General features: G+C 67.7%; 21 protein-coding genes. 15 read left to right on the top strand and 6 right to left on the bottom strand.

What is annotated here, in order from left to right; translation table 11 throughout:
• Positions 1 to 130: 130 nt before the first annotated feature.
• Positions 131 to 1,588 carry a membrane-bound lytic murein transglycosylase MltF gene (mltF, locus tag VJS90_RS05685; protein WP_324119896.1) on the bottom strand — a complete coding sequence of 486 codons (1,458 nt, stop codon included), beginning with the start codon at positions 1,586 to 1,588 and terminating at the stop codon, positions 131 to 133.
• 231 nt (positions 1,589 to 1,819) lie between these two features.
• On the opposite strand from mltF, the gene purL reads away from it, so the two are divergent.
• Both purL and VJS90_RS05675 read left to right on the top strand, forming a co-directional pair.
• Positions 1,820 to 5,719: a phosphoribosylformylglycinamidine synthase gene (purL, locus tag VJS90_RS05680; protein WP_324119894.1), complete on the top strand. Its 3,900-nt coding sequence runs from the start codon at positions 1,820 to 1,822 to the stop codon at positions 5,717 to 5,719.
• 2 nt (positions 5,720 to 5,721) lie between these two features.
• The gene (locus tag VJS90_RS05675) at positions 5,722 to 6,033 is read left to right on the top strand and encodes a YqfO family protein (RefSeq protein ID WP_324119892.1); all 312 of its coding nucleotides are present in this window, start codon (positions 5,722 to 5,724) and stop codon (positions 6,031 to 6,033) included.
• 105 nt (positions 6,034 to 6,138) lie between these two features.
• On the opposite strand, the gene tatC is transcribed toward VJS90_RS05675, so the two are convergent.
• The 3 genes from tatC to tatA are packed head-to-tail and all read right to left on the bottom strand — an operon-like array spanning position 6,139 to position 7,432.
• On the bottom strand, positions 6,139 to 6,903 hold the full coding sequence (gene tatC / locus VJS90_RS05670; RefSeq protein WP_324119889.1) for a twin-arginine translocase subunit TatC: 765 nt from the start codon (positions 6,901 to 6,903) through the stop codon (positions 6,139 to 6,141).
• Entirely contained in the window at positions 6,900 to 7,202 is a 303-nt protein-coding gene (gene tatB / locus VJS90_RS05665) for a Sec-independent protein translocase protein TatB (RefSeq protein ID WP_324119887.1), read from the bottom strand. The genes tatC and tatB overlap by 4 nt, the downstream gene beginning before the upstream one ends.
• The gene (gene tatA / locus VJS90_RS05660) at positions 7,202 to 7,432 is read right to left on the bottom strand and encodes a twin-arginine translocase TatA/TatE family subunit (protein WP_324119937.1); all 231 of its coding nucleotides are present in this window, start codon (positions 7,430 to 7,432) and stop codon (positions 7,202 to 7,204) included. Before tatA ends, tatB begins: the two co-directional genes overlap by 1 nt.
• Before the next feature lie 143 nt (positions 7,433 to 7,575).
• Here tatA and gspK point away from each other — a divergent pair, with 143 nt between their 5' ends.
• Positions 7,576 to 8,541, top strand: a complete 966-nt coding sequence (gspK, locus tag VJS90_RS05655) for a type II secretion system minor pseudopilin GspK (RefSeq protein WP_324119885.1) — start codon at positions 7,576 to 7,578, stop codon at positions 8,539 to 8,541.
• A 30-nt stretch (positions 8,542 to 8,571) separates the two neighbouring features.
• On the opposite strand, the gene VJS90_RS05650 is transcribed toward gspK, so the two are convergent.
• Positions 8,572 to 10,632, bottom strand: a complete 2,061-nt coding sequence (locus VJS90_RS05650) for a PhoX family phosphatase (RefSeq protein ID WP_324119884.1) — start codon at positions 10,630 to 10,632, stop codon at positions 8,572 to 8,574.
• A 231-nt stretch (positions 10,633 to 10,863) separates the two neighbouring features.
• On the opposite strand from VJS90_RS05650, the gene VJS90_RS05645 reads away from it, so the two are divergent.
• Genes VJS90_RS05645 through VJS90_RS05590 form a run of 12 tightly spaced genes read left to right on the top strand, consistent with a single transcriptional unit; the run spans position 10,864 to position 21,517 of the window.
• Positions 10,864 to 12,504 (top strand): lipoprotein UxpA, encoded by a 1,641-nt coding sequence (locus VJS90_RS05645; protein ID WP_324119882.1) that lies wholly within the window; start codon positions 10,864 to 10,866, stop codon positions 12,502 to 12,504.
• Entirely contained in the window at positions 12,501 to 12,926 is a 426-nt protein-coding gene (locus tag VJS90_RS05640) for a pilus assembly protein PilZ (protein ID WP_324119880.1), read from the top strand. Before VJS90_RS05645 ends, VJS90_RS05640 begins: the two co-directional genes overlap by 4 nt.
• Before the next feature lie 3 nt (positions 12,927 to 12,929).
• On the top strand, positions 12,930 to 14,885 hold the full coding sequence (gene gspD, locus VJS90_RS05635) for a type II secretion system secretin GspD (RefSeq protein ID WP_324119878.1): 1,956 nt from the start codon (positions 12,930 to 12,932) through the stop codon (positions 14,883 to 14,885).
• Positions 14,885 to 16,333 carry a GspE/PulE family protein gene (locus VJS90_RS05630; RefSeq protein WP_324119875.1) on the top strand — a complete coding sequence of 483 codons (1,449 nt, stop codon included), beginning with the start codon at positions 14,885 to 14,887 and terminating at the stop codon, positions 16,331 to 16,333. Before gspD ends, VJS90_RS05630 begins: the two co-directional genes overlap by 1 nt.
• Before the next feature lie 3 nt (positions 16,334 to 16,336).
• The gene (gene gspF, locus VJS90_RS05625; RefSeq protein WP_324119873.1) at positions 16,337 to 17,539 is read left to right on the top strand and encodes a type II secretion system inner membrane protein GspF; all 1,203 of its coding nucleotides are present in this window, start codon (positions 16,337 to 16,339) and stop codon (positions 17,537 to 17,539) included.
• A gap of 14 nt (positions 17,540 to 17,553) precedes the next feature.
• A complete protein-coding gene (gspG, locus tag VJS90_RS05620) occupies positions 17,554 to 17,988 on the top strand; it encodes a type II secretion system major pseudopilin GspG (RefSeq protein ID WP_324119872.1) in 435 nt (144 codons plus the stop codon).
• Positions 17,989 to 17,991: 3 nt separating this feature from the next.
• On the top strand, positions 17,992 to 18,429 hold the full coding sequence (gene gspH / locus VJS90_RS05615) for a type II secretion system minor pseudopilin GspH (protein WP_324119870.1): 438 nt from the start codon (positions 17,992 to 17,994) through the stop codon (positions 18,427 to 18,429).
• Positions 18,426 to 18,794, top strand: a complete 369-nt coding sequence (locus VJS90_RS05610) for a type II secretion system protein (protein WP_324119868.1) — start codon at positions 18,426 to 18,428, stop codon at positions 18,792 to 18,794. Before gspH ends, VJS90_RS05610 begins: the two co-directional genes overlap by 4 nt.
• Positions 18,791 to 19,381, top strand: coding sequence for a prepilin-type N-terminal cleavage/methylation domain-containing protein (locus VJS90_RS05605; protein ID WP_324119866.1), 591 nt, complete (start codon positions 18,791 to 18,793; stop codon positions 19,379 to 19,381). The genes VJS90_RS05610 and VJS90_RS05605 overlap by 4 nt, the downstream gene beginning before the upstream one ends.
• Positions 19,378 to 20,478 (top strand): GspL/Epsl periplasmic domain-containing protein, encoded by a 1,101-nt coding sequence (locus VJS90_RS05600; RefSeq protein ID WP_324119864.1) that lies wholly within the window; start codon positions 19,378 to 19,380, stop codon positions 20,476 to 20,478. Before VJS90_RS05605 ends, VJS90_RS05600 begins: the two co-directional genes overlap by 4 nt.
• Positions 20,475 to 20,861 (top strand): type II secretion system protein GspM, encoded by a 387-nt coding sequence (gspM, locus tag VJS90_RS05595; RefSeq protein WP_324119862.1) that lies wholly within the window; start codon positions 20,475 to 20,477, stop codon positions 20,859 to 20,861. Before VJS90_RS05600 ends, gspM begins: the two co-directional genes overlap by 4 nt.
• The gene (locus VJS90_RS05590) at positions 20,858 to 21,517 is read left to right on the top strand and encodes a hypothetical protein (protein ID WP_324119860.1); all 660 of its coding nucleotides are present in this window, start codon (positions 20,858 to 20,860) and stop codon (positions 21,515 to 21,517) included. Before gspM ends, VJS90_RS05590 begins: the two co-directional genes overlap by 4 nt.
• A 5-nt stretch (positions 21,518 to 21,522) precedes the next feature.
• Here the strand turns inward: VJS90_RS05590 and VJS90_RS05585 are convergent, their stop codons facing one another.
• A complete protein-coding gene (locus VJS90_RS05585) occupies positions 21,523 to 26,064 on the bottom strand; it encodes a hemagglutinin repeat-containing protein (RefSeq protein WP_324119858.1) in 4,542 nt (1,513 codons plus the stop codon).
• Between the last annotated feature and the right edge of the window lie 4 nt (positions 26,065 to 26,068).

The following is a 26,068-nucleotide window of genomic DNA, read 5'->3' as shown; positions in this document are numbered from 1 at the left end:
GGGCAGCTCACAAGAAATAGGTTCGCTCTGGAAATCACCCTCATGCTACCGCCGAAACCTGTGGGAGCGGCCTTGTGCCGCGATGGAGCGCGAAGCGGCCCCAATCGGTCCACCCGTGAGCCACTGATGCTCACATCGGCGGCGACTGCTCCGCGGGCTTGTCCTTGTTCACCCCGGGCACATGCAGGTTGCCTTCGGCCACCTGGCCCTCCAGCTGCGGCTGGGTCACCCAGGTGAGGATGTCGTAATAACGACGGATGTTGGCCACGAAATGCACCGGCTCGCCACCCCGCGCATAGCCATAACGGGTCTTGCTGTACCACTGCTTCTGTGACAAACGCGGCAACATCTTTTTCACGTCCAGCCACTTGTTCGGGTTGAGCCCTTCACGCTTGGCCAGGGTGCGGGCATCTTCCAGGTGGCCGCTGCCGACGTTGTAGGCCGCAAGCGCGAACCAGGTGCGATCAGGCTCCTTGATGCTGTCATCGAGCTGCTCTTTGACCAGCATGAAATACTTCGCGCCACCTTCAATGCTCTGCCGGGCATCGAGGCGGTTGGCCACGCCCATGGCCTGGGCGGTGCGCTGGGTCAGCATCATCAGGCCACGCACGCCGGTCTTGGAGGTGACCTCCGGCTGCCACATGGACTCCTGGTAGCCGATCGCGGCCAGCAACCGCCAGTCGACCTGTTCTTCCTTGGCTGAAGTGTGAAAATGTTTTTCGTACTTGGGCAGGCGCTGCTGCAGATGCTGGGCGAAGGTGTAGGCGCCGACGTACCCCAGCACATCGACATGGCCGTAGTAACGGTCCTTGAGCCGCTGCAGGGTGCCGTTCTTCTGCGCCTTGTCGAGAAAATCGTTGATCTCGTTGAGCAGGCTGTTGTCCTCGCCCGCCGCCACGGCCCAGCGCTGATCGCGCGCATCGCCCAGGTCGAAGGCCACGCGCACGTTGGAGAAGTACACCTGGTTCATCGCCAGCTCGTTGGAGTCGACCAGGGTCAGGTCGATCTGCCCTTCATCGACCATGCGCAGCAGGTCGACCACCTCTACCGCGTCAGACTCTTCGTACTCAAGCGCGGGATACTGCTTTTTCAGCTCCGCCAGTTGCTCGGCATGGCTGCTGCCCTTGAGCACCATGATCTTCTTGCCGACCAGGCCCTGGGGGCTGGTGGGGCGCGGGCGGCCGTTGCGGTAGATGACCTGCGGGGTCACCTGCAGGTAAGAGTGGGAGAAGCGTGCCTGGGCCTTGCGCTGCTCGCTGCTGACCAGGCCGGCCGCGGCCAGCACGGGACCGGCAGGCTTGCCGAGCTGGTCGAACATCACGTCGAGGTTGTCGGCGGTCTCGATCTTCAGCTCAACGCCCAGATCGTCGGCGAAATGCTTGACCAGCTCGTACTCGAAGCCGGTTTCGCCGTTGCGGTCCTGGAAGTAGGTGGCCGGGCTGTTGCGGGTGACCACGCGCAGCACGCCGTCCTCCTTGACACGCTCCAGGGTGCTGGGTTTTTCAACACAGGCACCGAGCATCAGGAAGAGACCGGTTGCGAAGAGCCATCTGGCGCAGCGCTGGCGCAAAGCAGTGTGGGCGAACATAGGTTGCAGTATACGCAAAGCACAGGTCCCGCCATATCTCGACAACCGCGAGGTTGTCTGGTAGCAGATTTTGCGGTAAGTGCCAGAAGGGCGCCGTCAAGGGCGCTTTTTTTGACCCTCAAGTCCAGTTACGCCGCTGCTCGGGATTACCCCGTGGCGGGTGCCGAAACCCGCGATTTAGGCTAGAATGCACGGCCTCTAAGCACACCCCTTCCTGAGGCTGTCCCGACGATGTTGATCCTGCGCGGCGCTCCTGCCCTTTCTGCCTTTCGCCACGGTAAATTACTCGAGCAACTGAGCCAGAAAGTCCCCGCTGTTACTGGCTTGTATGCTGAATTCGCCCATTTCGCCGAAGTCGACGGCGATCTGTCCGACGACCAACAGCAGGTCCTGGGCCGTCTGCTCAAGTACGGCCCGAGCGTGCCGGTGCAGGAGCCGACCGGCCGCCTGTTCCTGGTCGTGCCGCGCCTTGGCACCATCTCGCCGTGGTCGAGCAAGGCCAGCGACATCGCCCACAACTGCGGCCTGGGCAACGTCCAGCGCCTGGAGCGCGGCATCGCCTACCACGTTGCCGGTGAGCTCAGCGAAGCCGACGCCGCCAGCGTCGCCGCCGTGCTGCACGACCGCATGACCCAGCGCGTGCTCGGTACGCTCGAAGAGGCCGCCGGCCTGTTCAGCCATGCCCAGCCCAAGCCGCTGACCGCCGTCGATGTACTCGGTGGCGGGCGTGCCGCCCTGGCCCTGGCCAACGCCGACCTGGGCCTGGCCCTGGCCGATGACGAGATCGACTACCTGGTCAACGCCTTCCAGGGGCTCAAGCGCAACCCGCACGACATCGAACTGATGATGTTCGCCCAGGCCAACTCCGAGCACTGCCGCCACAAGATCTTCAACGCCAGTTGGGACATCGACGGTCAGGATCAGGAAAAAAGCCTGTTCGGCATGATCAAGAACACCTACCAGATGCACAGCGAAGGCGTGTTGTCCGCTTACAAGGACAACGCCTCGGTGATCGTCGGCAGCGTGGCCGGCCGCTTCTACCCGAACCCTGAAACCCGCCAGTACGGCGCGGTGCAGGAGCCGGTGCACATTCTGATGAAGGTCGAGACGCACAACCACCCGACCGCCATCTCGCCGTTCTCGGGTGCCTCCACCGGCTCCGGCGGCGAAATCCGCGACGAAGGCGCGACCGGCCGTGGCGCCAAGCCGAAGGCAGGCCTCAACGGCTTCACCGTCTCCAACCTGCGCATCCCGGGCTTCGAACAGCCTTGGGAGCAGGCGTACGGCAAGCCCGAGCGCATCGTCAACGCGCTGGACATCATGATCGAAGGCCCGCTGGGCGGCGCCGCGTTCAACAACGAGTTCGGCCGTCCGGCGCTGACCGGCTACTTCCGTACCTTCGAGCAGTCGATCAGCACCCCGCACGGCGATGAAGTGCGCGGCTACCACAAGCCGATCATGCTGGCCGGCGGCCTGGGCAACATCCGCGAAGACCACGTGCAGAAAGGCGAGATCACCGTCGGCGCCAAGCTGATCGTGCTCGGTGGCCCGGCCATGCTGATCGGCCTGGGCGGCGGCGCCGCCTCGTCGGTTGCCACCGGCGCCAGTTCCGCCGACCTGGACTTTGCCTCGGTGCAGCGCGAAAACCCTGAAATGGAACGCCGCTGCCAGGAGGTCATCGACCGCTGCTGGCAGCTGGGCGACGCCAACCCGATCGCCTTCATCCACGATGTGGGCGCGGGCGGCCTGTCCAACGCCTTCCCGGAGCTGGTCAACGACGGCGGCCGTGGTGGCCGCTTCGAACTGCGCAACGTGCCCAACGACGAGCCGGGCATGGCCCCGCACGAAATCTGGAGCAACGAGTCGCAGGAGCGCTACGTCATGGCCGTCGACGCGGCCAACTTCGAGCGCTTCAAGGCCATCTGCGAACGCGAGCGCTGCCCGTTCGCGGTGGTCGGCGAAGCCATCGCCGAGCCGCACCTGACCGTCACCGACAGCCACTTCGGCAACAGCCCGGTGGACATGCCGCTCGACGTGCTGCTCGGCAAGCCGCCGCGCATGCACCGCTCGGTCACCCGCGAAGCCGAGCTGGGCGATGACTTCGACCCAAGCACCCTCGAGCTCGCCGACTCGGTCGAGCGCGTGCTGCGCCACCCCGCCGTGGCCAGCAAGAGCTTCCTGATCACCATTGGCGACCGCAGCATCACCGGCCTGGTGGCCCGCGACCAGATGGTCGGCCCCTGGCAGGTTCCGGTCGCCGACTGCGCCGTCACCGCGACCAGCTTCGACGTTTACACCGGTGAAGCCATGGCCATGGGCGAGCGTACCCCGCTGGCCCTGCTCGACGCCCCGGCTTCCGGGCGCATGGCGATCGGCGAGACCCTGACCAACCTGGCCGCGGCCAGCATTGGCAAGCTGTCCGACATCAAGCTGTCGGCCAACTGGATGTCCGCCGCCGGTCACCCGGGTGAAGATGCCCGCCTGTACGACACCGTCAAGGCAGTCGGCATGGAGCTGTGCCCGGAGCTGGGCCTGACCATTCCGGTCGGCAAGGACTCAATGTCGATGAAGACCCAGTGGAGCGACGAGGGCGCGCAGAAGAGCGTCACCTCGCCGATGTCGCTGATCGTCAGCGGCTTCGCCCCGGTGGTCGACATCCGCAAGACCCAGACCCCGCAACTGCGCATGGACAAGGGCGAAACCGACCTGATCCTGATCGACCTGGGCCGTGGCAAGAACCGCATGGGCGCCTCGATCCTCGCCCAGACCCACGCCAAGCTGGGCAGCCAGGCGCCTGACGTCGACGACGCCGAAGACCTCAAGGCCTTCTTCGCCGTGATCCAGGGCCTGAACGCCGACGGCCACCTGCTGGCCTACCATGACCGTTCCGACGGCGGCCTGATGACCACCGTGCTGGAAATGGCCTTCGCCGGCCACTGCGGTCTGGACCTCGAGCTCGACACCCTGACCAGCAAGCGCGAGAAGATCGCCGCCATCCTCTTCAACGAAGAGCTCGGCGCGGTGATCCAGGTTCGCCAGGACGCCACTCCGGACGTGCTGGCCCAGTTCAGCGCCGCCGGCCTGGGCGAGGACTGCGTCGCGGTGATCGGCAAGCCGATCAACAACAGCGAAGTGGTCGTGCGCCTGGGTGGCGAGGAGCTGTTCAAGGGCGATCGCCGCCTGCTGCAGCGCCAGTGGGCCGAGACCAGCTACCAGGTCCAGCGCCTGCGCGACAACGTCGACTGCGCCGACCAGGAATTCGACGCGCTGCTCGAGGAAGACAACCCGGGCCTGAGCGCCAAGCTCGGCTTCGACGTCAACGACGACATCGCCGCGCCGTACATCAAGAAGGGCGTGCGCCCGCAAGTGGCGATCCTGCGCGAACAGGGCGTCAACGGCCAGGTGGAAATGGCGGCAGCCTTCGACCGCGCCGGCTTCGACGCGATCGACGTGCACATGAGCGATATCCTCGCCGGCCGTGTCGACTTCGAAACCTTCAAGGGCCTGGTCGCCTGTGGCGGCTTCTCCTACGGCGACGTGCTCGGCGCAGGTGAAGGCTGGGCCAAGTCGGCACTGTTCAACAGCCGTGCCCGCGATGCCTTCCAGGCGTTTTTCGAGCGCAACGACAGCTTCGCCCTGGGCGTGTGCAACGGTTGCCAGATGATGTCCAACCTGCACGAGCTGATCCCGGGCACCGAGTTCTGGCCGCACTTCGTGCGCAACCGCTCGGAGCAGTTCGAGGCCCGCGTGGCCATGGTCGAGGTGCAGAAGTCCAACTCGATCTTCCTGCAGGGCATGGCCGGTTCGCGCATGCCGATCGCCATCGCCCACGGCGAAGGCCACGCCGAGTTCGCCAACGAACAGGCACTGCTCGAAGCCGACGTGTCCGGTTGCGTGGCCCTGCGCTACGTCGACAACCACGGCAAGGTCACCGAAGCCTACCCGGCCAACCCGAACAGCTCGCCGCGTGGCATCACCGGCCTGACCAGCCGTGACGGCCGCGTCACCATCATGATGCCGCACCCTGAGCGTGTGTTCCGCGCCGCCCAGAACTCGTGGCGTCCGGATGACTGGCAGGAAGACGGCGCCTGGATGCGCATGTTCCGCAACGCGCGGGTCTGGGTGAACTAAAGGTGTACAAGCTCGCCTTCTTCGTCCCGCCCAGCCATGTCGAAGCGGTCAAGGCCGAAGTGTTCGCCGAAGGCGGCGGACGCATCGGCGACTATGACCACTGCGCCTGGCAGGTGCTGGGCCAGGGCCAGTTTCGCCCGCTGGACGGCAGCCAGCCGTTTCTCGGGCAGACCGGCGTGGTCGAGCAGGTTGAAGAGTGGCGGGTGGAGCTGGTGGTGGCGGACGAGCTGATTGTTCAGGTCGTTGCCGCGCTCAAGCGTAGTCACCCGTATGAGACGCCAGCATATGAGGTCTGGAAGCTTGAACGATTCTAGACCTTACTGAACCTTTCGCTGGCAAGCCAGCTCCCACAGGTACCGCGCTGCTTCAAAGTGCGGCGCGGTACCTGTGGGAGCTGGCTTGCCAGCGAAGGCGTCAGGTCAATCAATGCACTCCTGACGGTTTCTCACCGCTTCCTCCCGCCTGCTCAACCCCCCACAGGCTATCAACCCCACCTCGAACAACAGCCACATCGGCACCGCCAGCAAGGTCTGTGAAAACACATCCGGCGGCGTCAGAATCATCCCCACCACGAAACACCCGACGATCACATAAGGCCGGCTACGGCGCAGCGTCGCCACGTCCGCAAACCCCGCCCACACCACGATGAACGTCGCCACGGGTATCTCGAACGCCAGCCCGAACGCCAGAAACAGCGCCAGGATGAAATCCAGGTACAGGCTGATGTCGGTCATCATCGCCACCCCGTCCGGGGTCACGCTGGCGAAGAAGCCGAACATCATCGGGAACACCACGAAAAACGCGAAGGCCATGCCGGCATAGAACAGCACGATGCTCGACACCAGCAGCGGCATCGCGATGCGCCGTTCGCGGCGATACATGCCAGGGGCGATGAAGCCCCAGGCCTGATGCAGCAGCACCGGCATGGCGACGAACAGCGCGCACATCAAGGTCAGCTTGAACGGCGCCAGGAAAGGCGAGGTCACGCTGGTGGCGATCATGCTGGCGCCTTCGGGCAGGAAGCGCCGCAACGGTTCGGAGATCAGCGTGTAGAGCGTCTGGGCGAAGGGGAACAGGCCGACGAACACCAGGGTCACGGCCAGCAGGCAGCGCACCAGGCGCTTGCGCAGGTCGCGCAGGTGGTCGACCAGGGGCATGTGCGCATTTTCAACAGCAGCGGTCATGAGGCGTTTTCCTTGACGGCGGCCACGCGCGTGGCGTCATTGGCCGACGGCGCCAGGCTGATGCCCTGGCGGATGTCCTGTTCAAGGCGTTTCAAGGGCGCGCTGTCGAGCTTGAGGTCATCCAGCTTCGGCGCATCCAGCTCACGCTCGACCTGCGCGCGCAGTGCGTTCATCGCCCGGCGCGCCTGGCCAAGCCCTCGGCCGACAGTGCGCGCCGCGACCGGCAGGCGCTCTGGCCCCAGGACCAGCAAGGCCACCACGCCCACCAGCAGCAGTTCGGTAAAGCCGATGTCGAACATCAGGCCTGACGGTCCGCTTGCGGCTGCTGCACGGTGCGTGCGGCCAGCGGTGCCGGTTGCTCGGCCTGGACGGGCGCGGCGGGCTCGTCGGTGCCAGGGCCCATGGACTTGCGAAAGCCCTGGATCGCCTCGCCGACGTCACTGCCCAGTCCCTTCAGGCGCTTGGTGCCAAACAGCAGGAATACGATCAACAGCACGATCACCAATTGCCAGATACCGATGCCACCCATGGGAAACCACTCCAAGCTCATGAAAAGGAAGGCCAATCCTGCCTGCGCTTTATGACGTGAACGTGACTCGCAGACGGTTTTGCCATGTGCCTGCAACATCCGCCGTGTTGACTGGCGCCTCGATGAACATAGGGGTGAAAGGCATGGGTGGCAGACAACAGCGCGGCGCCGCGCTGCTGATGGTGATGGTGGCGCTGGCGATGCTCGCGGCGGGCCTGACCTGGCTGGTGCAGGATGGCCGCCAGCAGGTGGACGGCGTGCGCCTGCTGCAACAGCGGGTGCAGGTGCGGGCGATGGAACAGGCCGGCCTGGCGTTTGCCGAGCAAGCGTTGCGAGACCCCGCCTGGCGGGTCAGCCCGCTGTTCTGGCAGGCCCTGCGTGGCCAGCCGCTGAGCTATGACGTGGGCGACGGCTCGGCGCAGCTGCGGGTGCGCGACCTGCACACCTGCTTCAACGTCAATGCGCTGCTCGGCGAGGACAGCGAAATGGCTGAGCGGCAACTGCGTCACCTGCTGGGCGACGACCTGGCCGCCGAGCGCCTGACCGATGCCCTGGCCGACTGGCTCGACAACGATCACCAGGTGCGCCTGCACGGCGCGGAAAACCACCAGTACCTGCGCCAGTCACCGGCACGGCTGGCCGCCAACCAGGCGATGCTCGACACCAGCGAACTCAACCTGCTGCTCGAGCCGGACGCCAACCGCCAGGCGCGTTACCCGGCGCTCTGCGCGCTGCCCGAGACCACCGGCTGGCGGCTCAACGCCAATGCCCTGGGCCTTGAACACCTGCCCCTGCTCGAGGCGCTGTACGAGGGCCGCTTCGCCCGCTCGTTGCTCAGCCGTATCGTCAGTGGCCGCCCGGCGTCGGGCTATGTGGATGCCTCGGCGCTGCGCCAGGCACTAGGGGCGGTGGATGACGAAACCTTCGAGCGGCTCAGCGCGGGGCTGATGCTCAACAGCGGACATTTTCTGCTGCAACTGGAATTCGAGGGCGAGGGGCGACGCATGCGCAGCGAGTTCGAGGTCGAGGCGCTGGGCGTGGTGCAGTGGCACGCGCGGGTGCCGGCGCAACAGGTGAGGGTGAAAAGCCGCGAGCCGCTGCCCTGGTAGGGCAACGGCTCACGGTTGAGGCGCGGCTGATCAGGCGATGCCGATCTCGCCGCCGTCATCACGCTGGATCACCACGGTCGAGGCTCGTGGGCGCACGCTGGAGCCTGCCGGGGTGACGGCGGTCGCGACATCGGTGTACGGCCAGTTGCCCGGGTGCTGGATGTTGACGAACAGCGACTTGTTGTCGGGCGTGAAGGCGATGCCGGTCACCTCGCAGCCGTTCGGCCCCACGAAGAAGCGCCGCAGGTCGACCTGGTTCTGCGCGTTCACCGGGACCTGCGTGCCGTTGGCATCGACCAGGTCGGTCGGGATCACGGCCAGCATCTGGTCGTTGGTGTAGCTGGTCAGGGTCGACTCGCCGTTGTCGGTCTGGAACCACAGGATGCCGCGGCTATCGAAGCTCATCCCGTCGGGGCTGGCGAACTGGTTCAGTTCGGTCAGGCCCGAGCGGTTGATGTCGGCGGTGCCCGCGGCGTTGGCGCCGAACACGAAGATGTCCCAGGTGAAGCTCAGGTGATCGTCGCTGTCGTGCCAGCGGATGATATGGCCGTGGCGGTTCGGGCCGCGCGGGTTGGCCGCGTCGACCTTCTCCGGGGTGCGCGCGCTGTTGTTGGTCAGGGTCAGGTAGACATCGCCGTTGAGCGGATTGACCGTGGTCCATTCCGGGCGGTCCATCGGCGTCGCGCCCACGGCATCCGCGGCGCCACGGGTGTGCAGGATGATCCCGGCGAGGTCGCCGTACAGCGCGCCCAGGGTGCTGCCGGTGGTGGTCGGGGTATTGACGTCGAGCAGCAGCCAGACACCCGTGCCGTCAGGATTGAAGCGCGCCACGTAGAGGTTGCCGTGGTCCATGTACTTGGCGCCGGTGGCCAGGCGGTCGGCCGGGTTGGCGTCGGCTTCGTCCCACAGCGCCGTGGAGACGAACTTGTACAGGTATTCGTTGTTGGAGTCGTCGCCGGTGTACCAGACCACCGGCTTGCCGGCCACGGGCAGGCCAGGGCAGCAGCCTTCGTGGCGGAAGCGCCCGAGCGCGGTGCGCTTGACCGCCAGGGTGCTGGCGCTGTACGGGTCGATCTCGACGATGTAGCCATAGGTGCTGGCTTCGTTGCGGTAGTCGTCCAGGGCGGTGGCGCCGGTCGGGGTGACGTCGAAGCGGGTGAATTCCCCGTTCACCTCGGACGGGTCGCCCGCCGCGGTCTCCCAGTCATAGTTGCCGCTGCTGGTGGACACGCCGATGCGCTGCTGGTCGGCCGGGCGCACGCCCTTGTTGACGAAGATGCCGGGCCAGTTCTCTTCGCAGGTGAGGTAGGTGCCCCACGGGGTGAAGCCGTTGCCACAGTTGTTGTTGGTGCCGCGGGCCTGGGTGCCGTCGACGGAGAACGGGGTCTTGACGTGGTCGGTGCCGCGCAGCGGGCCGGCGATGTCCATCAGGGTCGCGGTGGTGAAGCGGCGGTTCAGCGGGTCGTTGTCGACCACCTGCCAGCGGCCGTTGACCTTGCTCAGGCGCACCACGCCAGCGCCGTGGGCGTTGATCTCCTTGCGCACCTCCTCGGCCGGGCGGTTGCCGCTGGCATCGGTGGTCGGGCCGGCCGGGTGCAGGGCATCGGCGTCGATGTACTCGAAGTTGATCGCCAGCAGGCCGTCTTCGGAGCTGCCGTTGATGGGGAAGAAGTGCATGCCGTCGTGGTGCATGCCCATGGCATTGGCCTGGTCGACCGAGGTATTGCTGCCGTCGGCTTTCCAGGCGCTGCCGTTGCTGTTGAGCGGCGTGCCCCATGGGGCGAGCACATAGGCGCTGTAACCCGCGGCGACAACGCAGGCGTCGGTGCGCGAGCCGGGAATCGAGGTAAAGCCCAGGGCCAGTTTCGGGACTTCGGGTTCGGTCACTGGTGGTTCGACGACCGGATCGTTGTCCGAATCGCCGCCGCCGTCGAAGCAGCCGGTCAGGCCGGTTCCGGCGATCATGGCGATCGCGGCGCCCAGGCTGCCACGCATCACGGTGCGGCGGCTCAGGTAGGCGTCCATGACACTGGCCATCGGCAGGTTGCCGCTGAGGTTCCGGTCCAGGTTGTCGCCGGTATCTCGACTCATCAGTGATTCCTTCTTTTTGATGCAGCTGTGTTGGAAGAAACCGGGACTTTAGAGCGGCTATGTGATGATTCATTGGCAGTTTTGTTAACGTGCCTTTAAAACATCCGGTTCTTAGCAAATGATTTGTAGGATCTTTCCGGAATGCTTGTCCAATAACTGCCATCAAACTGTCACCTAAGCTCCGCAATATCCCGGCCCACAGTCAAACAGCAGGGAAGGCGGTCGGGGTCGATGGCAAGCATGCGCAGACGGGAGTTGATCAGCTGGATGGGCGTGGGCGCCATGGCGCCGTTGCTGGGCGCCTGCTCCGCGATCCCGGGCAGTCGCGCCGACAGCGAACGATCGCTGGACCTGCTGTATGTCGCCGATACCCTAGATGCCCGCCAGCCGGGTCAGGCCGTGGTGCCGGCCACCCGCCTGGGACCGGTCACCCAGTTGGGCCGCGCGCCGTGGATGACCGGCAGCAGCGCCCGTGCCGGCCACGCCGACCTCGCACCCTTGCTCGACGCCAGCCTGGCCGACAACGCCCGCCTGGGCGGCTTCGCGGTGCTGGCGGCGCTGCTCGAACAGCTGCGTACTGAAAGCGGCACGGGCAACAGCCTGACCCTGGAGAACGGCCAGGGCTGGAACGGCAGTGGGTTGGCCTACCTGACCCAGGGAGCCAGCGGCGTTCAGGGTAGCCAGTTGCTGGGCAGCGACGTGCGCGTCAGCAGTGATGAGCGCGTGCTCTGGCCGCAACGCAGCGCCGGTCTCTATCAACAGTCGACCGCCGTCACCCTGGGCGCCGGGCTTGCTTCGGGCCAGGCTCAGGCCCTGGGCGTCAAAGGCCTGCAGCTGTTCGACCGGGGCGGCGTGCGGGTCGCCGTGGTTGGCGTCACCGATCCATACGCCCAGGATCAGAAAGCCTCGCTCAAGCACTGGTACGAATCGCTGTTGCCGAGCTTCGAGCAGGCGCGCCGCGAGGCCGACCTGGTCGTGGCCCTGGCCGACGTGGGCACCGGCCCGGGTCTGTGGCTGGCGGAGCGGGTGCCGCAGCTGGATGCCGTGCTCTGCGCCCGTGGCCAGGACTTCTGGCCGGCCCCGGTCGAGGTGACCCAGGCCAGCGGGCGCCGGGTGCCGGTGTTGTTCGGCGGGTGCCGGGGCAGCGGGGCGTTTCGCGTTCGCTGCCAGCAGATGGCTGGGCAATGGCGCTTCGAAGCGCGGTTCTTTCCGGCCTTCGAGCAAACACTCGGCCCCACCGCGCACGCCCGGGCCGGGCAATTACGCGCGCAACTGCAACAACAGCGCGCCGGCCACGCCGCCTGGCTCGACCAGCCCCTGGCGCGTGCGCCCCAGGCACTTTGGCGCCGCGATACCCGCGCCGGCAGTTGGGACCGTCTGTTGCACCAGGCCCTGGCCGGCGACGGCAGCATGCCGGTGCTGCTGCCGGGGCTGCGCTACGACGTGCCGCTGCGGGCCGGCGAGACCATCACCCGTGAGCACCTGATCACCCTCACCGGCGGCTACCCCGCGCCCGTGGTCGACGCCCCGGCGCGGCAGGTCGGGCAGGTGCTGGAAAACGCCGCCGAGCAACTCTTCGGCGACCCGCTGCTACTGGACAACAGCCAGGACCTGCCACGCTGGCTGGGCGATTCGTGGCAGGTCAGCTATAGCGCCATGGGCAAGCGGGTCGCCGGGCTTGCCCCGACCCAGGGCCTGTGCCGCACCTTTGGCCTGCACTTCGATGCGGGCGCGGGCGAGCCCCTGTGGCAGCGCGTGGAAAACTGGCTCGCGCAGCAGCCATCCGACTGGCAACTGCCCGTCCTGCAGCTGCCCGAGGTGCGCTATGTGCAGGGGCATCCTGGCTGGCATCCCCGGCAGGTGAACGCTTGACCCGCTCCGCCCAGATCGTCAATGGCGCATTGCTGAGCGTCGCCGCCTGGCTGGCCGCGCAGTGCGTCTTGCAACTGAGCCGCGAACCGGTGCCGGCCAGCGTGCCCCGCCTGGATCAGGTGGCGCTCCCGGGACTGCTCGTGGGCCACTGGCAGCAGGCGGCAGCCAGCGGCGACATCCCCTTGACCCGCCTGCCGCTCGAGTACCTGGGCGGGCTCAAGGCCGAGCCCTTGCGCGCCACGGTGGTGGTGCTGCGCTACGGCCAGCAGGTGCGCACCCTTGGCCAAGGCCAGCGCCTGGCGCCGGGGATCGTGCTGCAGGGCATCGACGACAAGGGCCTGATTTTCGACAACCAGGGGCGGCGCGAACGTCTGCCCTGGCCGCCACGGCCTGCCGTGACCGGCTTCAAGCGCCAAGGATAAGTGATGATCGCAAGATACTGCCTGGCCGGCCTGCTGTGCCTGGCCCTGTCCACCGCCCGCGCCGATGAGCCGGAGGTGCTGGAGGAGGGCGAGACGCCGCAGTACGAAGTCAACTTCGTCGACACCGACCTGGGGGAGTTCATCGACAGCGTGTCGCGCATCACCGGCACCACCTTCATCGTCGACCCACGAGTGAAGGGCAAGGTCACGGTGCGCACCGTCGACCGCCATGACGCCGAGTCGATCTATGACATCTTCCTGGCTCAGTTGCGTGCCCAGGGTTTCGCCGCGGTAGATTTGCCCAACGGCAGCGTGAAGATCGTGCCTGACCAGGCCGCGCGGCTGGAGCCGGTGCCGGTCGAGCCAGCCGGCAAACCGAGCCAGGGCAGCGACGGCGTGGCCACGCGGGTATTCAATGTGCGCAATGCCGCCAGCGAGCAGATGCTGGGCATCCTCAAGCCGCTGATCGATCCGCGTGTCGGCGTCATTACCCCATACCCAGCGGCCAACCTGCTGGTGGTTACCGACTGGCGCAGCAACCTGGAGCGCATCGACAGCCTGCTGCGCCAGCTCGACCAGGTCAGCGAGGAGCCGTTGCAGATCATGCCCCTGCGCCACGCCAGCGCCGCCGACACCAGCGGCCTGATCACCCGCCTGCTGGCCAGCGAGCAGGGCGCCGACAGCGCCCAGGTGGTCGCCGACCCGCGCAGCAACGCGCTGCTGGTGCGCGGCAGCGCCGACAGCCGCGAGCGGGTGCGGGCCTTGCTGGCCCAGCTTGACCAGCCGCGTGACAACCTGCACAGCTCCAATACCCAGGTCATGTACTTGCGCCATGCGAATGCCGCCGAGGTGGTCAAGGTGCTGCGCGGGCTCAGCCAGGTAGGCGCCGCCCCCGCCGCCGACGGGCAGGGCGAAGGCGAGGCCAAGGCGCCGCTGCCCGCCAGCGACTCGGGCATTCGCCTGGAATATGAAGAAGGCACCAACGCGGTGGTCATGGTCGGGCCCGACAGCGAAGTGGCGGCCTACCGCAGCATCGTCGAGCAGCTGGACATCCGCCGCGCCCAGGTCGTGGTCGAGGCAATCATCGCCGAAGTGTCCGACACGCGTGCCGAGGAGCTGGGCGTGCAATGGCTGTTCGCCGACGAGAACCTGGGCGCTGGCATCGTCAACTTCGGCACCGGCGGCGCCAACATCGCCAGCATCGCCGGGGCTGCGGCCAGCGGCGACAGCGGCGACCTGGCGGACGTGCTGTCCACCGTCAGCGGCGCGACCGCTGGCATCGGTCACTTCGGTGGCGGCTTCAACTTTGCCATGCTGGTCAACGCGCTAAAGGGCAAGACCGGCTTCAACCTGCTGTCCACGCCCACCTTGCTGACCCTGGACAACGCCGAGGCATCGATCCTGGTCGGTCAGGAAGTGCCCTTTGTCACCGGCTCCGTCACCCAGAACAACGCCAACCCGTACCAGACCATCGAACGCAAGGAAGTCGGGGTCAAGCTGCGCATCAAGCCGCAGATCAACATCGACAACACCGTGCGCCTGGATATCGTCCAGGAGGTGTCCTCGATCGCCGACACGGCCTCGGCCAGCGACGTGATCACCAACAAGCGCGAGATCAAGACCAAGGTGATGGTCGAGGACAACGGCCTGGTGATCCTCGGCGGGCTGATCAGCGACGAGGTGAGCACCAACAATCAGAAAGTCCCGTTGCTTGGCGATATCCCGGGGCTGGGCCGGCTGTTCCGCTCCGACGCCAACCGCGGCGTGAAGCAGAACCTGATGGTGTTCATCCGCCCGCGCATCTTGCGCGATGGTCCGAGCCTCGCCGGCCTGAGCCAGGAAAAATACCAGCGCCTGCAGCAGGAAACCGCCCTGGCCTTGCCCCGGGTGGATGAAGGCGCGGCCTTGTTGCAGGCGTTTCCCGCCAGCCGCGCACGCCTCGACGGGGGCGACTGGTGATGCTGGCGTATCGCCTGGCACGGCAGGCCGGGCTGGCCATGGCGCCGTCGGGCGAAGGCTGGCAGCTGTGGCTGCGCCACGATGCCGACAGCGACCAGCTGCACGAGCTGCTGCGCGTGCATGGCCAGCCGCAGGCGCTCGAATACCTCGCGGCGGACGATTTCGACGAGCGTCTGGGGCAGCTCTACCAGACCGGCGATGCGGCCACCGCGGCGCTGATCGAAGGCATTGGCGAGCACGTCGACCTCGATGGCCTGATGAGCGAAATGCCGCGTATCGAAGACCTGCTGGAAAGTGACGACGAAGCGCCGGTGATCCGCCTGATCAACGGCTTGTTCGGCCAGGCCCTGCGCCTGCGTGCCTCCGACATTCATATCGAGACCTTCGAGCAGAGCCTGGTGGTGCGCCTGCGCATCGACGGCCACCTGCGCGAAGTGTTGCGCCCGCCACGCGCGCTGTCGGTCATGCTGGTGTCGCGGATCAAGGTGATGGCGCGCCTGGATATCGCCGAGAAGCGCCAGCCCCAGGACGGCCGCATCACCCTGCGCGCCGCGGGCCGCGAAGTGGATGTGCGCGTCTCGACACTGCCCGGGATCCACGGCGAGCGGGTGGTGATGCGCGTGCTCGACAAGCAGGCCAGCCTGCTGTCGCTGGCCAACCTGGGCATGCCCGAGCAGGCGCTGCAAGGTCTACGCGGCTGCCTCGGGCGGCCCAACGGCATCGTGCTGAGCACCGGCCCCACGGGCTCGGGCAAGACCACCACGCTGTATGCCAGCCTCAACAGCCTGAATGATGGCAGCCGCAATATCCTCACCGTCGAGGACCCGGTGGAGTACGCCATCGCCGGTATCGGCCAGACCGCCATCAACCCGCGCGCCGGCCTGACCTTCGCCAGCGGCCTGCGCGCCATCCTGCGCCAGGACCCGGACGTGATCATGCTCGGCGAAATCCGCGACCAGGAGACCGCGCAGATCGCCGTGCAGGCGAGCCTGACCGGCCACCTGGTGCTCTCGACTCTGCACACTAACAGCGCGGTAGGCGCCGTGACGCGGCTGCGCGACATGGGCATCGAGCCATTCCTGATCGCCTCGTGCCTGCGCGGGGTGCTGGCTCAGCGCCTGGTGCGGCGCCTGTGCAGCTGCGCCCAGGCGCAGCCGTTGCAAGCGGCCGAGCGCCAGCTCTGGCCCGAGCTCGAGGGCCTAAGCCAGAGCTACCACGCGGTAGGCTGCGAGCGGTGCCAGGGCAGTGGCTACAACGGGCGCCTGGGCCTGTACGAATTCATCGAGCTGGACGCCGGCCTGATCGCCCTGCTGTACGACGGCGCCAGCGAACCGGCCATGCAGGACTACCTGGCTGAGCGCCGGCAAAGCCTGGCGGCGATGGCCAGCGACTGCCTGGCGCGCGGCGACACCAGCCTGGCCGAAGTGCTGCGCGCGGTGCAGGGCTGACCGATGCCGACTTATCGCTATCAGGCCCTCGACCTTGCCGGCAAACCGCACAAGGCCAGCGTGCAGGCCGACAGCGAGCGTCATGCCCGGCAACTGCTGCGCGAGCAGGGCCTGTTCGCCCGCCAGTTGCAGCGGGTCGAGGCGGGCGTGTCGCAGCCGCGCCGGCAACGCCTGACCCGCGCCCAGCTGTGCGAGCTGACCCGGCAACTGGCGACGCTGATCGGTGCCGGCATCCCCTTGGTCGATGCCCTGGCGACCCTGGAGCGTCAGCTGCGTCAGCCGGCCTTGCAGGGCCTGCTGGTGGCGCTGCGCGGCTCGCTGGCCGAAGGCCTGGGTCTGGCGCGCAGCCTGGCCCGCCAAGGACCGCCGTTCACCGGCCTGTACTGCGCGCTGGTCGAGGCGGGGGAGCGTTCCGGGCGCCTGGCCCAGGTGCTCGAACGCCTGGCCGGCCACCTGGAGCAGGTGCAGCGCCAGCAGCACAAGGCCCGCACCGCGCTGATCTATCCCAGCGTGCTGATGGGCGTGTCGCTGGCCGTGGTGGTTGGCCTGATGACCTTCGTGGTGCCCAAGCTTACCGAGCAGTTCGCCCATTCCGGGCAAACCCTGCCACTGCTGACCTCGCTGCTGATCGGGCTGAGCCAGGGCCTGGTCAGCGCCGGGCCGTGGTTGCTGGGCGCGGGCGTGATGCTCGGCGTGCTGGCCAGCTGGCTGTTGCGCAAACCGCACTGGTGCTTGCGCCGCGACGACCTGCTGCTGCGCCTGCCGCGCATTGGCAGCCTGTTGCAGGTGCTTGAAAGCGCGCGCCTGTCGCGCAGCCTGGCGATTCTCACCGGCAGCGGCGTGACCCTGCTCGAAGCCCTGCAGGTGGCCACGGCGACGGTCGCCAACCGCCGTGTGCGCCTGGCCCTGGAGCAGGTCAGCCTGCAGGTCCAGGGCGGCACCAGCCTGCACCGTGCCCTGGATGCCAGCGGCCGGTTTCCGCCGTTGCTGGTGAACATGGTGGGCAGCGGCGAGGCCAGCGGCACCTTGGCCGACATGCTCGAACGCGTGGCCGACGACCAGGAGCGCGGCTTTGCCCGCCAGGTCGACACGGCCATGGCGTTGTTCGAACCCCTGATGATCCTGGTGATGGGCGGCGTGGTGCTGTTCATCGTGCTGGCGGTGCTGTTGCCGATCATGCAGCTCAACCAGGGCCTGACACTGTGACGAGGAGCAAGACAATGCACCGACAACGCGCGCGCCAGCGTGGCTTCACCCTGATGGAGATCATGGTGGTGATCTTCATCATCGGCCTGCTGATCGCCGTGGTCGCGCCCAGCGTGCTGGGCAACCAGGACAAGGCCATGCGCCAGAAGGTCATGGCCGACCTTGCCACCCTCGAGCAGGCGCTGGACATGTACCGGCTCGACAACCTGCGCTTTCCCAGCAACGAGCAAGGCCTCGCCGCGCTGGTGAAAAAGCCTGTGCAGGAACCGCTGCCGCGTGCCTGGCGCAGCGACGGCTACATCCGCCGCCTGCCCGAAGACCCGTGGGGCACGCCGTATCAGTACCGCATGCCTGGCGAGCACGGCCGGGTCGACATCTTTTCCCTGGGCGCCGATGGCGTGCCAGGGGGCGAAGACCTGGATGCCGACCTGGGCAACTGGGCGCTTTGAAGCATGGACGGGCAGCGTGGGTTCAGCCTGATCGAACTGCTGGTGGTGCTGGCCATCGCCGGGCTGATGACCGGGCTCAGCGTCGCCTGGCTCGACAGCGGCAAGGCCGGCGTGCAGCAGGCGCTGACCCGGCTGGCCGCGGGCATTCGCGAGCAGGCCGGCCTGGCACGCCACGCCGGGCAGTTGCGTGGCGTGCGCTGGAATGGCGAGCGGCCTGAGTTCGTGCGGCGTGTGGGCAGTGGCTGGGTCATCGAGCCGGTGGCGCTTGGTGATTGGCCCAAGGACCTGCGCCCGGACTGGCCGGCCAGCCGTGCACCGCAGCTGGTGTTCACTCCCGATGGCTGGGCGGCGCCTGGCAGTGTGCTGTGGCAATGGCCGCAAGGCAGCCAGCGCTGGACGTGGCGGCGTGACGGGCAGCTGCGCCTGGCCGTGAACCCGTGAAGCGCGGCCAGAGGGGCTTTACCTTGCTTGAGGTCAGCGTGGCGCTCGGCATTGCCGCGGTATTGGCGGTCATGGCCAGCCAGGTGTTGCGTCAGCGCCTGGCGGTCCAGGACGCCGTGCAGCAGCATCGTCTCGGGGTGCTGTGCGCGCGCGAGCTGCAGGCGCGCTTCAGCGTCGAGCAGTACTGGCCCAAGGCGCACCAGGACCAGGGCGTCCTGCACCAGGGCGGGCAGGCCTGTCATTGGCAGCTGCAGTTGCGCCGCACCGGCGTGACCCACCTGCGCCGTGGCCAGCTGCACCTGTTCGCCGACCGTGATGCGCGTCTGCCGCTTGGGCAGTACAACATCTTCCTGGTGCGGCCATGAAGCGTCGGCAAATAGGCCTGACCCTGATCGAACTGATGGTGGCCATGGCGCTCACCGCCGTGCTCGGGGTGATGCTGGCGGCGCTGGTCAATGGCTGGATCAAGGTGCGCGAGCGTCTCGACAGTCCCGCCGAGTCTGGCGCCGTGCTGGAGTTCTGCCTGGCGCTGGAGCGCCGGTTCGACAGCCCGGCGTTGCGCCGGCTGTCCGAGCAACGCCTGCCCTTGGCCATGCGCTGGCTCGACTGGCAGCCCGACCGCAACCAGCTGCTGTGGGTGTCCGCGGCAGCCTGGCCTGAAGCGAAGGGCGGCGCGCGCCTGCAACGCCAGCGCCTGCGCTACGACGCCCGCGAGCAGACGCTGCGGCTCGACAGCTCGGCCGACCTGTATGCCGCGGGCGAGCCGCGCTGGCTAGCGCGCGAGCAACTCAAGGGCGTGACCAGCCCACGTTTTCTGTTCTACCAGGGCGGCCGCTGGCTGGCCTGGCCCTCTGACCAGCCCGCGCGCCCTGACCGTGGCGTGCGGGTGCACTTTCAGCATGATGGAGCGCCGTATGTGTGTACCTTCGCCTTGCCCTGGGGGCGCTCATGAAACGTGAATGGCGACGGCCTTCTGCCGCGCGCCCCTGGCTGCTGCTGCGCCCGGGACTGGACGCCGGACCGTGGGACTGGTTGCTGGTGGAGGCGGGCGGGGCACGCCGGGAGGGCGAGGGGCGCCCGCCCGCGGACCTGCAAGCGCAGGTCGCGCTGATCGTGCCGGGCGCGTCGTGCAGCCATTTCCAGCTGCCCGCGCCGCCCGGACTCAAGCGCGAGGAGTGGCCGTTGCTGCTTGAGGACCGCCTGCTGCAAGGCCCGGAGCAGGTGCTGTGCGCCTGCCTCGAGCGCCGCTCGGGCGAGTTGCGGCTGGTGTGCGTCGATCGCGAGCTGATGGGGAAGTGGCAGGCCGTGTGCGCCGGATGGGGCGTGCCGGTCGAGCGCTGCTGGGCCGAATTCCAGCTGTTGCCTGAACCTGCGAACGGTGAGGCCTGGCAGTGGCGGCGAGACGACGGCGGTGCGCTGCTTCGCGGCCGTGGTGAAGACGGCCGCGAACACTGGCTGGCCTGGCCGGCGATGCTGGGTGATCAGCGACCGGCACCCTGGACCGGCCTGCGGCTTGAGCCCTTGCAGGGGTGCTGGCCGTCGCGCCTGGCCGTGCTGGACGGGTTGCCGGCCTTGTTCGAGGCAAGCCGCACCCGGCGGCGCTCCGGGGTGCCGCCGGGCCACGCGCGCCTTGGCGTGGCCTGCGTCTTGTTGGCGACGCTCTGGGGAGGCCTGTGGCTGACCCAGCAGTGGCGCCAGGCCCAGCTCTACCGCTCGCAGGTGCTGGCGGTGACCGGTGATCAGGCGTCGCCGCGTCAGGCTGCCCAGGCCCTCAAGCGCCTGCGCGACGAGACGCAGGACCAGCAGCTGCACCTGCGCAAGCTCGATGGCCTGCAGGCGCAATTGCAGGACTGGCTCGGCCAGAACCCCGAGTGGCGCCTGCACGCCGTGCGCTTCGACGGCCAGCGCTGGCAACTGGGGCTGAGCGGTGAGGGCCAGAGTCCACCCTGGCAAGCCATGGCCAGCGCCGCCGATGCCAAGGTCCAGGTGCAGCCCGGCGCACAGCCGGCGCAGTGGCAGGTGGTGTTCGACCTCGGCGGTGCCACATGAACAGTGCCTTGCTGACGCGTTACCGCAAGCCGCTTGCCGGGGCCGTCATCGGCCTGTTGCTGGCGATCCTCGGACTGCGCGAAGGCGTGGCCCAATGGCGCGAGCTCGCCCAGTGGAAGTCGCTGGCCGAGACGGCAGCGGGCCTGCCCGGCGGCCCTTCCATGAGCCTTGAACGGCTGCGCCAGTCGGCCCAGGCGCGGCACGTGCAACTGGCGGGTGTCGATGCCAGAGGTGCTGTCTGGCAACTGCACGGGCAAGTCGCCGATGCGCGTGCCTTGCAGCAGTGGTTGCAGGCGTTGCAAGGCGAAGGCGTGCGGCCGTTGCAGTGGACGCTCGAGCAGGACACGGCAGGGCTGCGCTTCGATGTGCAGGTGCAGCCGTGAGCCGCCGTGCATCGTTGTGGGTGGCGCTGGTATTCGGCCTGACCGTGCTGCTGGAATTGCCCGCCACATGGCTGGCCCGCGCCTTGGCATTGCCGGCACAGGGCGTGACGGGCAGCCTGTGGCAAGGCCAGGCCCGGCAGGTGGCCGAGGCCGGACCGCTGCGCTGGCACTGGCGACCCTGGCGCCTGCATGCCCAGGCATGGTTCGGTTACCAGGGTCAGGAGTGGGAAGTGCAGGTGCGAGGTTGGCCATGGGACTGGCACGCGCAATTGCAGGCACTGGGCACCCAACGCAGTGCCGATTCCGCCTATCGCCTGGCCGGGCAATGGAAAGGCGCGATCCACCTCCAGGGTGCCGGGCAGCAGTGCCGTGGCGCTCAAGGGCGGATCGCGGTGGATGACCTCGCGCTGGTCGCACCCTGGTCGCTAGGACTAGGGCAGGGCTGGCTGCAGGTTGATTGCAGCAAGGGCTGGCACCTGGCAGGCCAGTTGGCGTTGACAGGCCAGCACCAGGCGTCGCTGGATGCGGACCTGCTGGCTCGCCAGGCCCGGCTGAAGGTGGAACTCCAGCCTGACGCCGCGCTGCTGCCCGTGCTGCGCGGCAGTCAATGGCTGGACGCCGGGGCCACCCAGCTGCAACGGCGTATCAGCTGGTAACGCGCTTACGGCTGGGACGGCGTCTTTTGCTGGATACCGGCACTCCACTGCTCCCTGCGGTCATGGCCACTGGTCTTCAGCAGGCCCAGGTCGAGCGGGTTCTCGCCGCTGCTGGCGCCGCTGTGCCTGATGCCGTTGAGCACAGCAGTGCCGAGGTCGACCGGCGCGTTCGAGGCATCGATCGCCACGTCTCGCCGGTAGTCGCGCCCGCCGAGCGTCTGCTGGCTGACCGTGCTGCCGCCGAGCTCGACGCTGCCCGCGCCCGACAACAGCGTGGCGCCGGTCAGGCGGGTGTCGCCCGCGACCTGCAGATCGATGCCCTGATGACCCTTGAGCACGCTCTGGCTGGCGACGCTGTCGTTCTGTCGGTGCGACAGGTCGAGGGTGAAGGTCGGCGACAGGCCAGGCTCGACCTTGCTCAGCGCCGCGCCTGCCTTGTCGCCGACCTTGCCGCCTGCCGGGCCGGCGAGCGCCTTGGTCGCATTGAGGTAACCCTGCGGATTGGTCTCCTTGCTCAGGCGGCCATCGACCTTGAGGGTGAGGCTGTCGACGCTGTCCTTGCGGCTTGCGACCCGCAGGTCACCGCCCACCTGGCCTTCGATGCGGTCGGCCTCGACCCGCACGCCTTCGATGCGCGTGTCGCCCAGGCTGTTGAAGGACACCTGGTCGGCGCGCAGCTGGCTCGGGTTGTGGGTCAGGTTGTCACGCCGGTCCATGGCCAGCTGAACCCGTCCGTGCAGGCCCTGGGTGCTGGCGTCGGCCGTTGCCGCGCGGGTCATGTTGAAGCCGGCGCCGGCGGCCACCTCGAGGTTGTCGTGGTGCTCGCTGTTGCTCGATGACGCGACCAGGATGCCGCCGTTCTCGGCCTTCAGGCTGATGTGCGTGGCGGCGGCGTCGAGCCCCTGGACATCGATGGCCTGGTCGTCACGCGCCTGGCTGGCCACGCTCAGTGTGCCCGACGAGGTGAAGCTGGCGTTGCTGGCGGTGGCGTCGTTCTCGTTGACCTTGCCCGTCTCGAAATGTCCGCCCAGACTGCCGCTGTTGGCGTCACCGTGCCTGGCGCCGATCTCCAGCCCGCCGCCCAGCGTGCTGCCGTTGGCCTTGTGGGTATCGCTGGCTGCCTTGACCTGTAGCAGGCCGTCACTGTCGAGGCTGATGTCGCCAGCCTTGGCGGTACGCCCGCCGATGCGCGTGCCTTCGAGCAACAGGTCACCGCCGCTGTGCAGGCTGACCTCACCCTTGGCATCGATCTGCGCGACCCGCGCCTGGGTGTCGACGGTATCCCGGATGCGCTGATCGAGGTACCCGCGCGCCTCCAGCCCCGTGCCGGTCGGGCTGTTGCCACCCTTGGCCCAGCCGCTGCCGTCCAGCGCGCGCTCCAGCGTGTGCTGGCTGTCGTTGGCCTGGGGCAGCTTCAGGTCACCCTTGCTCGAGATCAGTACCTTGCCGTCCCCGCCGTCAATGCGCGTGCCCTCGTACAGACCATCGCTGCCCAGTTGCACCTGGATGCCCGTCTGCCCATACAGGCTGCCGGGGCGGGCGGTTTCCTGGACCTTGCTGGTGGCAAGCGAGCCGCCCTTGCCCGCCAGGCGCGCATTGACGTCGGTGCCGGTGTTGGTGTCGACCCGCAGGTCGCCCTCGTAGTCCAGGCGTTGCAGGCTGCTGGTCTGGCTATCCCGAGCGGCCAGCAGGGTGTGGCTGTCGGCGTCGATCCGCAGCGTTTCGGCGCTCGCGCGGTAGGCGGTGCCTTCGTCGTTGATGACTGGCGCCTGGGCGTGCACCGTCGCGCCTGTCAGCTCGGTGACCTGCGCGGTGCTGCGGCTGTCGGTGGCCGTGCGCTCGACATGCACGAGGGCAAGGTCGGCGCCGACGCTGGGCGCCGCCAGCGCATCTTCCACCGAGCCTTGCTGGAAGCGCGCGGCTTCCTGGCCCAGCACCAGGCTCTCGATGGGGCGGGTGAGGCCGCGGTACTCGACGCTCGCGCCGAGGTTGCCGCGCCAGTTGTCGGTGCTTTCCTCGCGCTCATGGGTATCGTGCACCGCGCGGTTATCGATACGCTCGGCATCGACCAGCAACTGCTTGCCTGCCTGGGTGCGCGCGGCGTCGCTGATCACCTCGCGGGCGGTGATCTTCAGGTCGCCGCTGGCGCCAAGCTCGGTGCGCTGGGCGGTCGAGGTTTTTTCGCGCACCTGGTGGCGGTTGTGGTGGCCTTCGAAGGCGCTGCCGATCCGGTCGATGCCGCCGCTGACGGCCAGGCCGCCGCCGCTGTCGGTGGTCCGTGTCTGCGACTGTTGTTCGTTGCGGGTGGCGCCGAGGGTGACGCGCTCGGCCTTGATGTCGAGGTCGCCCTCGCGTGCGTTGACCTTCGAGCCGTTGATTTCCAGAGCGCTGCCTGTGCTGATGCTGACCGTCGCGCCGTCGAGTTCGCTGGCGGTTTGGGTGCGTTGCCCGGTATTGCTGGTCTTCTGGTCCACCTGATAGCCGACGCTGGCGGTGAACTGCCGTGAATCGGGCTTGCCGTCCTGGGCGTCCTGGGTCTGCGCGGCCTTGGCGCTCAGCCCGCGGGTCTGGGTCAGGGTCTGGCTGTCGCGGCTGCCTTCGGCGCTGGCGATGCTGATGTCCTTTTCCGCCTGCAACTGCAAGGCCTGCCCGGCGGAGACCTTGGCGCCGTGAAGCTGCATCTCCTCGGCGCTGGCCAGGCGCAGGTTGGTGCTGGAGGTGACGTCGGTGACCAGCACCTGGCGCTCACGGGTGGTGTGCTCGCGCTTGCTGCCGATCAGGCCGAACAGCTTGCTGTCGCTGTCACGCTGCTGGACGCTTGAGCTGCCTTGCGCCGACTCCAGCGCCAGCAACCCTTTGCTGCTGTACAACACACCGTCTGACTCGCTGTGCACGTTGCTGCCCTTGATGCGCATCTGTTCGGCAGTGATGTCGAGTGTGCCGCCCGACTGGATGCTGCTGCCCTGGACCTCGTCACCCTGACTGTCATTGCCTTGGCGATCGCCGAAGAACGTGCCGGAGACCAGATCGCCTCGGTAGTCACGAACGCTCCCCTCGCGTTTGAGCGAGACCGTGCCGACCTCGATCTCCCTGGCCTTGAGAGCCATGTCGGCACGGCTCTCGACACGGCTGCCGGCGATCTTGAGGTCGCCCTCGGCCTTGAGGTCGACGCGTTCGCCGCGCAGGCCGCTGCCGACGGCCGTTTCTTGGTAGCTGCTGGAATCCCGGTCGCCGCGCCACAGGTGCTTGCGGTGACGGACCTGCTCCTTCACTTGGGTGCTGTCGACGGCAGCGACGATGTCCACGGCGCCGCCGCTGTCGACCGACAGCGTGCCGCCAGCCTCGACCTGGGAGCCTTTGATCAAGGTGTTCTCGCCCGAGCGCAAGGCGATGTCGCCGCTGGCGTGCAGTTCGCTGCCCAGCTGGCGCTGGTCGGTCTGGGTGCGGTCCCGTTCATAGGTTTCGGTCGTCACGAACAGCCATTGGCTGTCCCAGTCCTCGTTCTGGCGCTTGATCTTTTCACGCATCTGTGGGGTGAGCCGCAAGTCCTTGCCTGCCTGTGCTTCGATACGGTCGGCCTTGCCTGTCGTAGCACTCAGGGAGAGCCCATCACGGGCCGTCAGCGAAAGCGTGCCGCGATCGCTCAGCAATCGTGCCTGACGACTGCCAGTGCCGCCAACGGCCAGACTGCCTCCCGAGCGAATGTCGATGCCATCACGCGCATGCAGCGTGGTCGCGCCGATGCGCACGCCAGCGCCCTCGGCGGTGCTGTGGATGCGGATACGCCCGGCGCGCATGGCGCCGAACAGGCTGGCATCCAGGGTGCCCGCGGTGCCCGGCAGGTGATGCAGCACTTCGCCGCTGGCGGCCTCGACACGGTTCAGGCCGGCGGTCAGCGTCAGGTCGTCCCGGGCCTCGAGCGGGCCCAGGCTTTCAATGCGCGGGGCGATCAGGTCGAGTGCGCCCTCGAGGTTGCTCTGGCCGCCCTTGAGCACCAGCAGCGAGCCCGCTGCTTCAAGGGTGTCGAGGTGCTTGAGTTGCTGGTCCTGGATATCCGGCGTGCCGACCAGGAACCCGGCGCGGGTGGTGTTGATGAAGCTGCCGCCGTTGAGGGTGATGCCGTTGGGGTTGGCCAGCACGTAGTCGGCAGGGCGGCCGAAGATCTCCTGTGGGCCTTCGATCAGCGAGGCGTTGCGGCTGATGACTTCGTTGAGGATGGTCGAGGCGGCCTGGCCCTGGAACTGCGGGTTGGCGGACAACGCACCGGCCAGCTGGGACTGGCCGGTGGCGGTGGCGTTGTTGAGCACCACGCCCGGGCGGCCGACGTTGTAGTCAAGGAACTGGTTGTGCGAGAGGCCGTTTGCGTTGGGGGCGACAATGTCGATCACCGGGACGCCGTGGCCGTTGTTGATGAGGGGGGTGCCGCCGGGCCCTGAGGCGGGGGTGAGGCCATTGGCGATTGCGGCGGGGGGTGCCAGCAGGCTGACAAAGATGGCCCAGCGCAGGGCGTCGGGACGCAGACGGGGAGAGTGCAGGGTGGTTTTCACAGGT

The sequence above is a fragment of the Pseudomonas sp. genome, from assembly GCF_035277045.1.
In the GTDB taxonomy this organism is placed as follows: domain Bacteria; phylum Pseudomonadota; class Gammaproteobacteria; order Pseudomonadales; family Pseudomonadaceae; genus Aquipseudomonas.
Note: the sequence above shows the minus strand (reverse complement) of the source record. Positions and strands in the feature narration are given on the sequence as shown.